Annotated in this window: 15 protein-coding genes and 1 pseudogene; 4 read left to right on the top strand and 12 right to left on the bottom strand. The window is 66.8% G+C overall.

The window, feature by feature from the left end; genetic code table 11:
- Window positions 1-249 (top strand): annotated as a pseudogene (locus LY622_RS10205) (hypothetical protein); the annotation flags it as partial.
- A 140-nt stretch (window positions 250-389) separates the two neighbouring features.
- Here LY622_RS10205 and murB read toward each other — a convergent pair.
- From murB to LY622_RS10160, 9 genes are read right to left on the bottom strand one after another with little or no spacing between them, the layout of a single operon-like run.
- Complete coding sequence (gene murB / locus LY622_RS10200; RefSeq protein WP_234290785.1) at window positions 390-1,400, bottom strand: UDP-N-acetylmuramate dehydrogenase; 1,011 nt, start codon at window positions 1,398-1,400, stop codon at window positions 390-392.
- Entirely contained in the window at window positions 1,397-1,876 is a 480-nt protein-coding gene (locus tag LY622_RS10195) for a low molecular weight protein-tyrosine-phosphatase (RefSeq protein ID WP_234290784.1), read from the bottom strand. Before LY622_RS10195 ends, murB begins: the two co-directional genes overlap by 4 nt.
- A 10-nt stretch (window positions 1,877-1,886) precedes the next feature.
- Window positions 1,887-2,663, bottom strand: a complete 777-nt coding sequence (gene kdsB / locus LY622_RS10190) for a 3-deoxy-manno-octulosonate cytidylyltransferase (RefSeq protein ID WP_234290783.1) — start codon at window positions 2,661-2,663, stop codon at window positions 1,887-1,889.
- Window positions 2,663-2,872: a Trm112 family protein gene (locus LY622_RS10185; RefSeq protein WP_234290782.1), complete on the bottom strand. Its 210-nt coding sequence runs from the start codon at window positions 2,870-2,872 to the stop codon at window positions 2,663-2,665. Before LY622_RS10185 ends, kdsB begins: the two co-directional genes overlap by 1 nt.
- A gap of 59 nt (window positions 2,873-2,931) precedes the next feature.
- Complete coding sequence (gene lpxK, locus LY622_RS10180; RefSeq protein WP_234290781.1) at window positions 2,932-3,933, bottom strand: tetraacyldisaccharide 4'-kinase; 1,002 nt, start codon at window positions 3,931-3,933, stop codon at window positions 2,932-2,934.
- Window positions 3,930-5,672 (bottom strand): lipid A export permease/ATP-binding protein MsbA, encoded by a 1,743-nt coding sequence (msbA, locus tag LY622_RS10175; protein ID WP_234290802.1) that lies wholly within the window; start codon window positions 5,670-5,672, stop codon window positions 3,930-3,932. Before msbA ends, lpxK begins: the two co-directional genes overlap by 4 nt.
- Before the next feature lie 11 nt (window positions 5,673-5,683).
- Window positions 5,684-6,112, bottom strand: coding sequence for an ExbD/TolR family protein (locus LY622_RS10170; RefSeq protein ID WP_234290780.1), 429 nt, complete (start codon window positions 6,110-6,112; stop codon window positions 5,684-5,686).
- A complete protein-coding gene (locus LY622_RS10165) occupies window positions 6,109-6,795 on the bottom strand; it encodes a MotA/TolQ/ExbB proton channel family protein (protein ID WP_234290779.1) in 687 nt (228 codons plus the stop codon). Before LY622_RS10165 ends, LY622_RS10170 begins: the two co-directional genes overlap by 4 nt.
- A 34-nt stretch (window positions 6,796-6,829) precedes the next feature.
- Complete coding sequence (locus LY622_RS10160; protein ID WP_234290778.1) at window positions 6,830-9,109, bottom strand: DNA internalization-related competence protein ComEC/Rec2; 2,280 nt, start codon at window positions 9,107-9,109, stop codon at window positions 6,830-6,832.
- 206 nt (window positions 9,110-9,315) lie between these two features.
- Between LY622_RS10160 and LY622_RS10155 the strand changes: the two genes are divergently transcribed.
- Entirely contained in the window at window positions 9,316-9,855 is a 540-nt protein-coding gene (locus tag LY622_RS10155) for a DUF2062 domain-containing protein (protein ID WP_234290777.1), read from the top strand.
- Between the two features lie 32 nt (window positions 9,856-9,887).
- Here LY622_RS10155 and LY622_RS10150 read toward each other — a convergent pair whose 3' ends face one another.
- Together LY622_RS10150 and LY622_RS10145 are read right to left on the bottom strand one after the other, a co-directional pair.
- Window positions 9,888-10,601 (bottom strand): ABC transporter ATP-binding protein, encoded by a 714-nt coding sequence (locus LY622_RS10150; RefSeq protein ID WP_234290776.1) that lies wholly within the window; start codon window positions 10,599-10,601, stop codon window positions 9,888-9,890.
- Between the two features lie 25 nt (window positions 10,602-10,626).
- On the bottom strand, window positions 10,627-11,868 hold the full coding sequence (locus tag LY622_RS10145; protein ID WP_234290775.1) for a lipoprotein-releasing ABC transporter permease subunit: 1,242 nt from the start codon (window positions 11,866-11,868) through the stop codon (window positions 10,627-10,629).
- A 168-nt stretch (window positions 11,869-12,036) separates the two neighbouring features.
- Between LY622_RS10145 and LY622_RS10140 the strand changes: the two genes are divergently transcribed.
- Both LY622_RS10140 and LY622_RS10135 read left to right on the top strand, forming a co-directional pair.
- Entirely contained in the window at window positions 12,037-13,080 is a 1,044-nt protein-coding gene (locus LY622_RS10140; protein WP_234290774.1) for an agmatine deiminase family protein, read from the top strand.
- Window positions 13,081-13,224: 144 nt separating this feature from the next.
- A complete protein-coding gene (locus tag LY622_RS10135) occupies window positions 13,225-14,127 on the top strand; it encodes a carbon-nitrogen hydrolase (protein WP_234290773.1) in 903 nt (300 codons plus the stop codon).
- 152 nt (window positions 14,128-14,279) lie between these two features.
- Here the strand turns inward: LY622_RS10135 and LY622_RS10130 are convergent, their stop codons facing one another.
- A complete protein-coding gene (locus LY622_RS10130; protein WP_234290772.1) occupies window positions 14,280-15,227 on the bottom strand; it encodes a Nudix family hydrolase in 948 nt (315 codons plus the stop codon).
- Window positions 15,228-15,272: the final 45 nt, after the last annotated feature.

Raw genomic sequence — 15,272 nt, 5'->3', positions numbered from 1 at the left:
CAGCCGAAAGCCGAGCAGCCCAAGCCAGAGGCACCCAAGCCGGCAGAGAAGCCCGCCGACGCGCCCAAGGCGGAAGCCAAGCCCGAGCAGCCGAAGGCCGAGCAGCCCGGTGAGGCAGACGCGGATGCCGACGCCCCCAAGGACGAAACGCCGGCACAGCGCCGTCGGCGCCGCCGCGCTCACAACGATCCGCGGGAGATCCGCCGTCGTGAGCAGGAAGCCAAGGCCCAGGATGGCAAGCAGGGCTGACGCCCGGCCTGCCGTAAAGAAAACGCCCGCGCATTTGCGCGGGCGTTTTCGTTTCGGTGGCTGTCTTTCGACGACGGGCGAGCGACGACGGACTGTCTATGACGGACTGTCCATCACGGACTATGGAGGCTCAGTGGCAATCAGCCCGCCAGGCGTGGCTCGCGTTCGAGTTCGACACCGAAACGCTCGGCCACCTGGCCGGCCACCGCTGCGGCAAAGTCCAGCAGCTCGGCGGCACTGCCGCCACCGAAGTGAACCAGCACCAGGGCCTGGCGGTCGTGTACGCCGAAGTGCCCTTGCCGCCAGCCCTTGAGGCCACAGCGTTCAATCAGCCAGCCAGCCGCCAGCTTGATACGACCATCCGGCTGGGTGAAGTGCGGCAATTCCGGATAGGCCGTCAGCAGTCGATCGGCTGCCTCCCGGCTCACCAGGGGGTTCTTGAAGAAGCTGCCTGCATTTCCGAGCAGTGCCGGGTCGGGCAGCTTTTCGCGGCGCACCCGGCAGACGGCCTCGGCCACCTGCAGGGCCGTCGGAGCGTCGCCGACCCGGCTGGCCAGGTCGCCGTACTCGAGCCGCGGACGCGGCGTTCGGGAGAGGCGGAGCACCAGGCGGGTGATTACCACCCTGCCCGCGAGCTCAAGCTTGAAGATGCTGTCGCGATATCCGAAGGCGCACTCCCCTGGCGTCAACACCTGTTCACGAGCGTCGTCCATGTGGATCAGGTGCACGGCCTCCAGCACATCGCAGAGCTCCACGCCATAGGCGCCGATATTCTGGATCGGTGCGGCGCCACAGTGCCCCGGGATCAGCGCCAGGTTCTCGATGCCCCATAGCCCATCAGCGGCCAGGGCCATGACCAGCGCATGCCAGTTGACCCCGGCCCCGGCGTGCACCAGCACCTGGTCCGGCGTCTCCTCCAGCCACCAGTCATCCAGGGCCGGCTGCAACACCAGCCCCGGCAGCCGCTCCGGCAGGATCAGATTGCTGCCACCGCCCAGTACCGTCACCGGCGAACCCTGCTGCGTGGCCTGCATCAGGAGCTCCTGCAGCGCACGAACGCAGTGCGGTGCCGCGAAGGCTTCGGCGACACAGGGCAGCCCCAGGGTGTTGGCGCGGCTCAGGTCATGGTCGGTCAGGATCTCACCGCTCAAGACGGCTGCGCCTCGAGTCGCTGGCGAATCTCCTCGATCAGCCCCCTGGAAGCCGCATCGACCAGGTCCAGCACCACCTCGAAGCCCTGCTCGCCCCCGTAGTAGGGATCGGGCACCTCGCGCCCGGCATGGCCGGCGAAGTCAAGAAACAGCCCCACATGGGCCCGGCAGTCGGCGGGGCGCTGCTCATGCAGCGCCGCCAGGTTGGCCCGATCCATGGCCAGCAGGTAGTCGAAGCGAAGGAAGTCGTCTGCCGCAAGCTGGCGAGCCCGCAGGCTTCCCAGGTCGACGCCCCGCTGCATAGCGGCTTCATGGGTCCGAGGGTCGGGCGCCTTGCCCACGTGCCAGGCAGCGATGCCGCAGGAGTCGACCTCGACCCGTTCGGACAGGCCGGCGGCTTCCAACTGCTGGCGAAAGACGCCTTCGGCGGTGGGGGAACGGCAGATATTGCCAAGGCAGACAAACAGTACGCGCATGGCGAGCTCCTCAGTGATTCCGGGCCAGCAGCGACCTGACCCGCTCAAGATCCTCGACGGTATCCACGCCGGCAGGATTGGGCAACGCTGCCAGGGCGACCTGAATGGCATGGCCGTGATGCAGCGCCCTCAACTGCTCGAGCTGCTCGAGCTGCTCCAGGGGCGACGGCGTCCAGTCGCCATATTGCGCCAGGAAGCCGGCGCGATAGGCGTACAGCCCGATGTGACGCAGCCACCCATCGGTCTCGAGCCAGTCGGGGCGCGACGCGAATGCCTGGCGATCCCAGGGGATGGGCGCACGGGAGAAATAGAGGGCCCGCCCGGAGAGGGCCCGCACCACCTTGACCACATTGGGATTGAACAGCGTGTCCACGTCGGTGATCGGCTCGGCCAGGGTCGCGATGGAGGCCTCGGGGTCGTCGAAAAGCCGAGCCGCCACCTGGTCGATCAACTGCGGCGGGATCAGCGGCTCGTCGCCCTGAACGTTGACCAGTACCGCTTCGTCCGCAAGACCCAGCCGTTCGGCCACTTCGGCGAGTCGATCGGTACCCGACGGATGGTCGGCCCGGGTCATCACGACCTCGGCATCGAAGGGAGCCAGCGCTTCACGGATACGTGCATCGTCTGTCGCCACGATCACCCGCTGGGCGGCGCTTTCGCAGGCGCGGCGCCAGACGTGCGCCACCATGGGCTCGCCGGCGATGTCGAGCAGCGGCTTGCCCGGCAGTCGCGACGCACCGAAACGAGCCGGGATCACGGCAATGAACGCATTGGCAGCGTCCCCCATCAGGCGCCTCCCATGCGTCCGGGTGACGTCGGCAGCTTTTCATCGACGTCCAACTGACGGGCTTCTTCGGGCAGCATGACGGGGATACCATCGCGAATCGGATAGGCCAGGCCATCGTAGAGGCAGTGCAGCTCCTGGGCCTTACGATCATACTTGAGCTTGCCCTTGCACAGCGGGCAGACCAGCATCGCCAGCAGTTCCTTGTCCATCTTGTACCTCCGCGGTGAACGGTGACCGCCGCCAGACAGTGGCCACGGTATCGTATAGGTTATCGTAGCGCTTCCAGCCGAGCATCCAGCCATGCCGCGAATCCGGCATCCGGCTGCGCTTCCACCTCCAGCACCCAGCTGTCGGCCGGCGCAAGGAACTGGCATTTCTCGGCATCCTTGGCCGTCATCACCACCGGCAAACCGTCGTCGAAGGCAAGATCCCGCGCGGTGAAGGCGTGATGGTCGGCCATGGCATGAGGCCGGGCCTCTATTCCCATCTCTGCCAAAGTGGCGAAGAAGCGGCCCGGGTTGCCGATACCCGCCACCGCATGGACCGGCCCCGAGAAAGGCAGCGGCAAGAGCGGAAAGCGTGAATCGTCCTGCAGTGCGCGCCACTGCATGGGCGCCAACCGAAAGGTCCAGCCCCGTTCGGGCATGGCAAAGGATGGGGCGCCGTTTACCAGCACCGCATCCACCTCCTCCAGTCGGCCCAGCGGCTCGCGTAGCGGACCTGCCGGGAGGCAGCGTCCGTTACCGAAGCCACGCCGTCCATCGACGATGACCAGCTCCATATCACGGCCCAGCGCCAGGTGCTGCAGCCCATCGTCACTGATCAGGATATCGCACCCCGCCTCGACCAGCGCCTTGCCGCCACGCGGACGATCCGGGTCCACCACCACGGGCAGCCCGGTCTGGCGTGCCAGCATGCGCGGTTCGTCGCCACAGCGATCGACCGGCGTCGTCTCGGTCACCCGCAGCGGGTAGTCGGCGGCGCTGCCGCCATAGCCCCGCGAGACGATACCCGGGCGCCAGCCCCGCTCGGCCAGGTGCCGCCCCAGCCAGGCCACCATCGGCGACTTGCCGGTGCCCCCGAGGGTCAGGTTGCCGACCACGATCACCGGCACCCCGGCCCGCCATGTCCTGCGCCTGCCGCTGCGGTAGGCGGCGACCCGGCGCGCCACCGCGAGACGGTAGAGGGATTCCAGGGGGCGCAGCAGCCTGAGCCAGGCAGCGCCGCCATAGGCGGCTTCCAGCCAGCGCTCTGCCACCCTCCCCTTCATGGCGTCGGGGCCTCCTGGAACTGCAGCCGATGAAGAGCGGCATAGGCACCGTCACGGGCCAGCAACTGATCGTGGGAACCCTGTTCCACGATGCGGCCCTGCTCCATGACCAGGATGCGGTCGGCCCGCTCGATGGTGGAGAGCCGATGGGCGATGACCAGGGTGGTCCGGCCCCGGCACACCGTCTCCAGCGCCTGCTGGATATAGCGCTCCGACTCGGTGTCCAGCGCCGACGTGGCCTCGTCGAGGATCAGCAGCGGCGCATCCTTGAAGATCGCCCGGGCGATGGCCAGTCGCTGACGCTGGCCCCCGGAGAGCATGACCCCGTTGTCGCCCACCACGGTGTCATAGCCCTGGGACAGCGGTTCGATGAACTCGTGGGCATGGGCCGCCCGAGCGGCGGCCTCGATGGCGGCCGGGTCCGCATCCGGCACGCCGTAGGCGATATTGTCGGCGATGCTGGCATTGAACAGGGTGACCTGCTGAGAGACCAGGCCGATCTGGCGTCGCAGCGGCGCCAGACGAAACTCGTCAATGGGCACGCCATCGATCAGCACGCGCCCCGCAGTGGGACGATAGAAGCGCGGCAGCAGCCCCACCAGGGTCGACTTGCCACTTCCCGAGCGCCCCACGATGGCGATCATCTCACCGGCCTTGACCGTCACATCGATGCCCTTGAGCACCTCGGGCTGGTCGTCGCCATAGCGGAAGTGCACGTCCTGCAGCTCCACCCGCCCCTCGAGCCGGCCCGGCTCACGGGTGCCTTCATCGCGCTCGGGGGGCACTTCGAGCAGCCCGAACAACTCTGCCGCGGCGGCGATGCCCTTCTGGATCTCGCTGTTGACCTCGGTGAGCTGACGCACCGGCTTGGCCATCAACGAGGCGGCGGTGATGAAGGCGACAAACTCTCCGGGGGTCATGTCGTCGAGCAGCGCCGGCGACATTGCCAGCCAGACCAGCACCGCCAGCGACAGCGCCACCAGCAGTTGGATGACGGGCGTGCTGATGGCCTTGGTCAAGGCCTCCTTCATGCTCTGCTGGCGATTGTAGTTGCTGGCCTCGGCGAAGCGGGCCTTCTCGTACTCCTCGGCCCCGTGGGTTCGCACCACGCGATAGCCGGAAAGGGCCTCCGACGCCACGTGGGTAACGTCGCCCATGGAGTGCTGGATACGCTGTGAAATGCGCCGGAAGCGCTTGCTGGCATAGCTGACCACTCCCGCGATCAGGGGAGTCACGGTCATGAAGAGCAGCGTCAGCATCCAGTTGGTCCACATCAGGTAGCTCAGCAGGCCGATGACGAACAGGCCTTCGCGCAGCACGATGGTGACCGCCTTGGTCGCCGCACCGGTGACCTGCTCGACATGATAGGTGACCCGGGAGATGAGATGGCCGCTGGAATGGGAGTCGAAGAAGCGGCCCGGCAGATGCAGCATGTGGTTGAACACATCGCAGCGCAGCGCGTGCACCACGTTGCGTGCCACGTTGCTCATGAAGTAGGTGCCCAGGAAGGTACCCACCCCCCGGGCGGCGAACATGCCCACCACGAACAGCGGCAGGAAAAGGCGAAAGGCGGCGTCCGGGCTCTGGATGCCATCGATGAGGCGCTTCATCATTTCCGCCAGGGCGGTACTTGAGGCGGCATAGATGGCATAGCCGACGATGGCCAGGGCAAAGGAAACCCAGTGGGGTTTCACATAGCTCAGCAGCCGCTTGTACAGCGTCCAGCCCGAATGTTGGATACCGGGTCGAGTCACGGTGTCTCCGCTTGGGTAGATGTAGCCTGGGGCTCACGGGTCGCGATTCGCACCTGACGGATGCCCAGCGTGCCCGCCTGGTCCAGTGCCCGCACCACGTCCGCGTGCATGGCCCGCGCATCGGCCTCCAGCACCAGGCCGTGCATGCGTGCCTGCTCCGCTTCGGCACCAAGCGCGCCGCTCAGCTCGGCAGCGCTCAGTTCTCGCTCGCCCAGCCGATAGCGCCCCTGCTCGGTAACGACCAGGGTCACCGGTGACAGCTCCAGGTCGACGCCCGCCACGCTCTCGGGCAGTTCGAGTTCCAGTGCCTGCCGGGTTTCGAAGGTGGTGGACACCATGAAGAAGATCAGCAGCAGAAAGACGACGTCTATCAGCGGAGTGAGGTTGACCTCCACCGGGTCGCGGCGACGGCGCGCAAATCTCACGACCGCTTGACCTCCGGTGCGAGACGGCCATCGGCCTCGACACGCTCACCCTCGCCGCCATCGGACAGGCTCACGCTGCCCTGGTAGTGGGCGATGAACTCGACCACCTGGCTGGCCTGCTCCTCCATGCGCACCGTAATATCCTCGACCCGGCGCTGAAAGTAGCGATGGAACATCAGCGCGGGAATTGCCACGGTAAGGCCCGCCGCCGTGGTCACCAGGGCGCGGGAGATACCGCCGGCCAGGTCGGCGGTGCGACTTGCCCCATCACCGGCAACGATGACCGAAAACACCTCGATCATGCCTACCACGGTACCGAGCAGGCCGATCAGGGGCGTGATGGCGGCAATGGTCCCCAGCGGGCTCAGGAAGCGCTCCATGTCATGGATCACGGCGGTAGCAGCCTCCTGCAGGCGGGCACGCACCTGCTCATGACCCAGGCGGGCATTGCGCAAGCCGGCGGCCAGCACCCCGCCCAGCGGCGAGTGCCCCTCGAGCCAGTAGAGATTGACCTGGCCACGGGCGACCAGGGAGCAGACCTCCTGTCCCAGACCATAGGGCGCAATGCGCTTGGCACGCAGGGTCCACAGGCGCTCGATGATGATAACCGTCGCCAGCAGCGAACAGCCCAGCAGCGGAATCATCAACCAGCCCCCGGCGATGAGCGCATCCATCATGTTCATCCAGCCCCTCCTTTCACAACCACGACGGCTGCGGTCAGTGGGGCGATTCTACCGCATGGCACCCACCTTCGACACCGCTGCGGCGCCAGGGTATGACACGGGCGGACTGAACGCTGGAATCCTCTGCCTTTCCGAGCCACAGGGTCACGGCTCCATCGAGAGCGGTACTCCACTGGCAGCTGCCTGCGCGTCGAAACCGCCGCACCACCTCATCGTGAGGATGACCGAAGGCGTTACGGCGGCCGGCGCTGTAGATCACGTGCCGGGGCGCCAGGCTCTGGACCAGCAGCGGCCCGGAACTGGTCCGGCTGCCATGATGACCCGCCAGCAGCGCCGTCACCGGGCGCTCGACGTCGAGCAGGAAGGCACGCTCCACTTCGCGGCCGACATCGCCGGTGAACAGCAGCCGCTGGCGACCGACCGTCACCTCCAGCACGCAGGAGCGGTCGTTGCTGGAAAGTGCCGCCGTATCCTCGGGCGGCCACAGCACCCGGTAGGTCACGCCGTCGCGCTGCCAGTGCTGCCCCATGAGACAGGGCGTGAAGGAAACGCCGATCGCCTCCCCCGGCGGCGCGAGAAACTCATCCACATGGTGCTCCTCCGCCAGCAGTGACACCCCCCCGGCATGGTCGATATCGTCATGGCTGACCATGACGCGGTCGAAGCGTTGCCCCGGCGGCCACAGCGCGGCCAACGGGGCGAAGCCGGACGCGAAGCGCGGCCCGGCGTCATACAGCATGCGGTAGTTGGCGCTGCGCAGCTCCACCAGTTGCCCTTGCCCTACATCCTGCACACGGACCCGCAGCGTGCCGGGCTCCTGCCTCGGCTCCGTGAGCCCCAGCATCGCCGGCACCAGCAGCAGGCTGCCACCGACACGCAGCGTCGCCGCCAGCCCCGGGAGTGCCCATAGCAGGGCGATCAGCCCCAGCATGAGCGCCAGTGGAACGGTCATCTCCGGCGACGGCCACCACAGCGGCAGCCAGGCCACCGCGAGCTCGAGCAGGGCGATCAGGACCAGGGCGATGCGCCCGAAGAGCCACCAGCAGAGCTGGGACAGCGCCGGCATCGGGGTGAACAGCCAGCCCAGCAGCCCCAGCGGGACGAGCAGGGAACTGACGACCGGCACCGCCACCAGGTTGACCAGCGGAGCGGCGGGGGCCAGCCGAGCGAAGGCGAGCAGCACCGCTGCCGCCATCAGCGGCGCCAGCAACAGCTGGGTGCGCAGCAGCGCCCAGGCCCAGCCACGGGCGCCTGCAGGCCGCGGCCGCCCCTGCCAGATCAGGATAAGCAGCGCCACGGCGACGAACGACAGCCATAACCCGGGGCGCCAGACCGATAGCGGATCCAGCACCACGATCAGCCCCAGGGCCAGCCACCAGGCCTGCCACGGCCCCGGTGCATGTCGGCCGCTGGCCACCCAGAGCCCGACCAGGGTCATGATCATGGCTCGCATGGCCGGGGGCTGCAGCCCCGCCAGCCAGGCGTACCCGATGGCCACCACTCCGGCCAGCCACCAGGGCCAGACCGCCAGCCGCCAGTGTCGGGGAGCGACCAGCCGTGCGAGTCCCCGCGCCATCAGCAGGGTGAAGGTAGCCACCAGGCCCACATGCAGCCCCGAAATCACCATCAGGTGCGTGGTACCAGTGGCATTGAGCAGGTCCCACTCTTCCCGGGTCAGGTGCTCGCCGGCACCCAGCGTCAGGGCAGCCAGCCAGCGCGCCGTCAGGGGTGGCAGCTGTTGTGCTTCGAGATGATCCAGCGCCAGTCGCCGCGGGGAGACGTCCCTCGGCCACAGGCGTTCGCCCGGCGGTTCGCTACGGACATAACCGGTGGCCTGAATCCCCTCGCGCCACAGCCAGGCGCCATAGTCGAACGTGCCGGGGTTGGCGAAACCGCCCGGCGGGCGCAGTCGAACGGTCAGCGCCCAGCGCTCGCCCGGTGACATCTCGGGGGCCTGGTAGTGGCTGAGACGCACTCGGCGCAGCCGGTCGCAGGGCAGGCTCTCGTCCGTCAGGGGCCGGCAGTCGTCAACGCGCAACAGCAGACGCGTCAACTGGCCCTCTTCCTCGACGGATTCGAGGCGCCCTTCCACGACCAGATCGACACGCAGCAGGCCCAGTGGCAGCTCAGCCCCCTTGGCCAACAAGACCTGCCCCGCCGTTAGCGCCATGACCAGGACCAGCCCCACCCCTCGCCAGTTGCCTCTGGCCAGCAACAGCAACAGTGCCAGGCTCCAGAGCTCCACCAGGCCCTGAGGCGCCCACCAACCCAGACCGACACCCGCCATGGCAGCCACAGCTGCCGGTAACGCCATGCCAACTCGCATTCCCTTGCCCTTATCGCCGCCCCCTGGCTGCCCCCGACCGAGCCCCCTGGATGCCCCTGACCAAGCCCCCTGGATGATAGCGGCCGGCCCTGGCACATCGACGCCTGCCCACTGCCCATACCTACATACGGCATGGCGAGCCAGCACCCTTCCATGGATAATAGCCGGGTCCCGAAGCAGCGAGCCAATCCGTCATGCCGCGCAGATTCCTGCAACGCTACATGCCTCACCCCGAAACGCTCAGACGTCAGCGCTCGCTGCGTTTTGTGAGCCATATCATCGGCGACCCCGGCCTCTGGGCGCTGTCACGCCGCACCGTGGCCAATGCCTTCTCGGTCGGGCTCTTCAGCGCCATGCTGCCGATCCCCTTCCAGATGATCGTGGCGGCGTTCGGTGCCTGGCTGTTGCGCTGCAACCTGCCACTCTCGGTGGGACTCGTATGGATCACCAACCCCCTGACCATGCCGTTGATTTTCTACGGTAACTATCGCCTGGGGGCCTGGCTGATGAACACCCCTGCCCGGGAGGCGCCGGCGCGCGTTTCGACACGCTGGATCGCCGACCGCATGGCCGACATCCTGCCGGCCCTGGCGCTGGGCTCGGTGGTGTCGGCTATCGCCTTCGCCATCGTGGGCAATGTGATCATTCGGCTGGTCTGGCGCTGGCATGTCTCACGCAGTTGGAAACAGCGCGCCATACGGCGCCGACGAGTGCGGCTGAGCAGGGAGGAGTGAGCCCCGGCCTCTGGCCGGAGCTGGGGTCTGTCTCAGGTGAGGTCGTGCTGTTCCGCGAGCCGTCCGCCATCGAGCTTGAGCACGCGATCCTGATGTGCGGCCATGGCAGGGTCGTGGGTCACGATGACGAAGGCACAGGCCGTGGTGCGGGCCAGCTCGTCCATCAGTGCCAGGATGCTGGCGGCCGTGGTCTGGTCCAGGTTGCCGGTGGGCTCGTCCATCAGCACCAGGCTGGGATCGGTAACCAGCGCCCGGGCGATGGCGACCCGCTGACGCTCGCCGCCGGAGAGTTCACCCGGCTTGTGGTCGGCTCGCTCGGCGATGCCTACCCTGACCAGCAGTTCCCGGGCCCGCGACTCGGCCGCCTTCTTGCTCTGGCCACGCACGATCAACGGTAACGCGGCATTCTCCAGGGCAGTGAATTCTGCCAGGAGGTGATGGAACTGGTAGACGAAGCCGATATGCCGATTGCGGAAGCGGCCCAGGGCCGCCTCGCCCAGGTCGAGCAGTGATTCACCGGCGATGCGCACCTCTCCACGGGTCGGGCGATCCAGGCCGCCCAGCAAATTGAGCAGCGTCGTCTTGCCGGAGCCGGAGCTGCCCACGATGGCGACCCGCTCCCCCGCCCGCACTTCCAGCGCGAGACCATCCAGCACGGTGACATCCTGGGGCCCTTCGCGATAGATGCGGGTCAGGTCATGGCATGCCAGCATTATCTTGCCCTGGGCGTTCGCCGCCTGGCTCATGGCACTCTCCTTCACGGTGGCCGAATCATTCATAGCGCAGCACCTCGGCAGGCTGGACCCGCGCCGCTCGCCAGGCCGGGTAGATCGTCGACAGGAACGTCAGCCCGAACGCGGCGGCGATGATGTCGCGCACGTCGGACCAGTGCAGGCGTGACGGCAGGTCGCTGATGAAGTAGACCCCGGCGTCGAGGAACTGAATGCCCAGGGCCGATTCGACCCAGCCGATCAGGTCCGAGATGGTCAGCGCCAGCAGTATGCCCAACCCGACGCCCACGGCAATGCCGATGACCCCGATCGCCATGCCCTGCACCATGAAGATGCCCATGATCGAGCGGGGCGTGGCGCCGATGGTTCGCAGGATGGCGATGTCGGCATGCTTGTCGGTGACCACCATCACCAGTGTCGAGACGATGTTGAAGGCCGCCACCGCGATGATCACGGTAAGCAGCAGCGCGATCATGCGCTTCTCCATCTGGATTGCCTGGAACAGGTTGCCGTGGGAGAAGGTCCAGTCGGTACCGCGGTACCCCGTGCCGAGCTGGTTGACGATGGCGCGGGTCTCGCTGGCCGCGGCAAAGAGATCGTCCAGCTCCAGCCGCAGCCCCCCTACCGCATCGCCCAGGCGGGCAAGGGTCTGCATGTCCTCGATATTGGCATAGGCCAGGTTGGCGTCCAGGTCGGCGCCGACGCTGAAGATGCCGCTTACCGTGAAGCGCTTGAGGCGTGGAAAGACCCCCGCCGGGGTGATCGAGGCCTCCGGTACCAGCAGCGTGACCCGATCGCCCACGCCGACACCGAGATGCCGGGCCAGCAGGGAGCCAAGCACCACATTCCATTCACCGGGCGCCAGGTCATCGAGGCTGCCCTGCTGCATGTGCCGGCCGATGATCGATACGCGGTCCTCCCATTCGGGATGGATGCCGTTGACCATGGCACCCTCGTTGCGACCGGCCGACGAGAACATCCCCTGCTGTTCCACGAAGGGGGCCGCACCGATCACCCGCTCGCGTTGCATCAGCTCTTCGGCCAGGGCCTCCCATTCGACAAGGCCGGCGCGGGACTCGATCTTGGCATGGGGCACCATGCCCAGGATGCGGGTGCGCAACTCGTGGTCGAAGCCGTTCATCACCGACAGCACGAGTATCAACACCGCCACGCCGAGCATCAGGCCCAGCATGGAGGTCAACGATATGAAGGAGATGAAATGGTTGCGGCGCTTGGCGCGTACATAGCGCAACCCGATCAACAGTGGCAAGCGGTCAAGCATGATTGGCGTTCCTTGTCAGCGGGGGGTCATGGTACGGTTTTTTGCCGTCCACTGCACCGGGTAGGATGGCGTTTCCCCTATGCTTGCAACATTACCCGGCTGGGCCTACATTTCGCCGACTCGGCGATAGGACGCCGAACGACGAGACGCAACCCAGAGGCTCCCACCATGGCCAACCGCCTGCTTCCCGAATGGCACCCCCAGGACGCCATCCAGCTCACCTGGCCCAACCCCACCAGCGATTGGGCACCGATGCTCGAGCGCATCGAGGCCACCATGGAGACCATCGTGGTGGCGGTGGCGCGCTACCAGTCCGTAGTGATCAGTGTGCCCTCGACCGCAACGCGCCACCATCTGCAGCGCCGCTTCACCTACCTCGGCGTTCCCGCCGAGCGATTGCACCTGGTCGTCGCCCAGGCCGACGACACCTGGGCACGGGACCATGGCCCCATCGGCATCCTCCGCGACGGTGAACTCCATTTGCTGGACTTTGTCTTTACCGGCTGGGGCGGCAAGTTCGAGGCGGCCCGGGACAACACCCTGACCCGGCGGCTGGCGGAGACCGGCCTCTTCGCCTGCCCGGTGGAACCACGCGAACTGGTGCTGGAAGGCGGCGCCATCGAGAGCGATGGTGAAGGCACTCTCTTGACCACCGAGGCCTGCCTGCTCAACCCCAATCGCAACCCGGAGCTCGACCGCAACGCGGTGGAAGCCATGCTCCAGGAGACGTTCGGGGTCGAACGGGTGCTGTGGCTGGCCAGCGGCCACCTGGAAGGAGACGATACCGACAGCCACGTGGATACCCTGGCGCGCTTCTGCGACAGCGAGACCATCGCCTACGTCAGGTGCGACGATCCGACCGACCCTCACTACGCCGCCCTCACCGCCATGGAGAATGAACTGGCCGCTTTCCGTCGTGCCGATGGCCGACCCTACCGGCTGATTCCGCTACCATGGCCGCGACCCTGCTTCGACCCGGTGGATGGCCATCGACTGCCGGCCACCTATGCCAACTTCGTTATCATCAACGGTGCGGTGCTGGTGCCCACCTACGGCGATGCCGCCGACAGCCGGGCACTGGTGGCACTTGCCACGGCCTTTCCAGACCATGACATCGTGCCGATCGACTGCCTCAGCGTGATCCGCCAGCACGGCAGCCTGCACTGTCTGACCATGCAGCTCCCCCGGGGCAGCCTGGCAACACTCACCTGAGTCAAGAGGCGCCGGGGACAGTCCGAAGAGGGGGTCCTACGCCAGGGATGGCGTAGGTAGCGTACAAGGAAGTATTTTCAGCGCCCCCTCGAAGGAGTGTCGCCGGATCAGTCTCGAATACTGAACCACCAAGGAGGCATCATCATGTCCCGTCAACTCAAGGTCGGCCTGGTCCAGCAGCCCGCCTGGCCAGACAAGGCGGCAAGCCTGGCGGAGAGCGAAGCCGGCGTGCGTGAACTGGCCGCGGCCGGCGCCGAGCTGGTCATGCTCCAGGAGCTGCATGCCACGCATTACTTCTGCCAGTACGAAGATACGGCGCTGTTCGACCTGGCCGAGCCGCTGGATGGCCCCACCGGCACTCGCCTGGCCGCACTCGCCGCCGAGCTCGATATCGTGCTGGTGGGCTCGCTGTTCGAGCGCCGCGCTCCCGGGCTCTACCACAATACGGCCGTGGTCTACGATCGCGGCCGCGGCCAGGTCGGCCACTATCGCAAGATGCACATCCCCGACGATCCCGGCTTCTACGAGAAGTTCTACTTCGCCCCGGGGGATCAAGACGACAGCCGCAAGCAGGGTTTCCAGCCCATCGACACCTCGGTGGGTCGGCTCGGCCTGCTGGTCTGCTGGGACCAGTGGTATCCGGAAGCGGCAAGGCTGATGGCACTGGCCGGGGCGGAGCTGCTGCTCTATCCCACCGCCATCGGTTGGAGTCCGCCCGACGATGAAGCAGAGAAGGCGCGCCAGAAGGAGGCCTGGACGCTGATCCAGCGCAGCCATGCGGTGGCCAATGGCCTGCCCGTGATCGTGGCCAACCGCGTCGGCCACGAGCCGGACCAATCCGGGGTTGGTGAAGGCATCGACTTCTGGGGCGGCAGCTTCGTCGCCGGACCCCAGGGTGAGCTACTGGCCCATGCCGGCACCGAGGCCGAGCGCATGCTGATCACGCTCGACATGAGCCGCGGCGAAGACGTGCGGCGCATCTGGCCTTACCTTCGCGACCGCCGTATCGACGCCTATGGCGACCTGACGCGGCGCTATCGGGACTGAGTGAAGCACTGCGGCTGATCCGGCGAGAGCAGGAGTACTGGCAAGGAGGCGATGTGTTAGCACCTGTGGGCTCCGCCGGGCGCCTGACGGCGCCAGTCGTGATGCGGAGCATTCCTCCTACAGCGTTATCCTCAATTGAAGGTAGCTGTCTGTCACTTCCAGAAGTCACGTATCGAGGCGATGCCCTGGGCGCCCACCGCACGCGCATGGTTGGCGTCGAAGCGGGTCATGCCGCCCAGCGCAAAGACCGGCATGGCGGCGCGCTCGACCAGCTGCTGGAAATCGTGCCAGCCCATGGGCGGCACCTCCGGATGGGACGGCGTCGTACACAGCGGCGACAGGGTCACGAAGTCGCAGCCGATGCGCGAGGCCTGGGTCAGCTGCTTCTGGTCATGGGTCGACGCTGCCAGCCACTTGGCCTCCGAGATCGGACGCCGTTCCAGCGACATCAAGCGCTCACTGGTGAGGTGGATGCCATCGGCATCGACTTTCTCCAGTAGCGCGGGGTCGGCGTTGAGGAGTAGCCTGGCACCGTGCTCACGGCACAGCGCCAGGGCACGCTCGGCTCGGGCCAGGTAGGCCGTTTCGTCCAGCGACTTGGCGCGCAGCTGCACCAGCCTCACGCTGTCCTCGACCAGCGCCCGGGCCAGGCGAGCCTCGAATACCTCATCGTCCGGCTCCTCCGCCGTGATGAAATACTCGGTGGGCAGCATCACGGCCTGGAGAATCGGCAGGTTGGCCGCCGGGAACGGGTAGTTGACCAGTTCCTGCAACGGCACCCAACGCACCGCCTGGCCTTCACGGCCAAACGGCTCGCCGCTGAACTCATGCACCTGCCAGACGTCCAGCAAGATATGCTTGTCGGGATATTCGTGATGAATGCGGATCAGCGGCTGGGCACGCTTGATCTCGACACCCAGTTCCTCATGGAGCTCACGCTTGAGCCCTTCCAGGCCCGTCTCGTAGGGTGCCAGCTTGCCGCCGGGAAACTCCCACAGGCCACCATGATCGACATTGGACGGACGACGGGCGATCAGCGCCTTGTCGCCATCGCCGCTGATGATGGCGGCGGCCGCCACATGCACCCTTCTCTTCACCATTACGCTCATTAACCCTTTACCCGCTTGACCCATGCCGTCCACCCG

The sequence above is a fragment of the Halomonas alkalisoli genome, assembly GCF_021412585.1.
GTDB lineage: Bacteria > Pseudomonadota > Gammaproteobacteria > Pseudomonadales > Halomonadaceae > Halomonas > Halomonas alkalisoli.
Note: the sequence above shows the minus strand (reverse complement) of the source record. Positions and strands in the feature narration are given on the sequence as shown.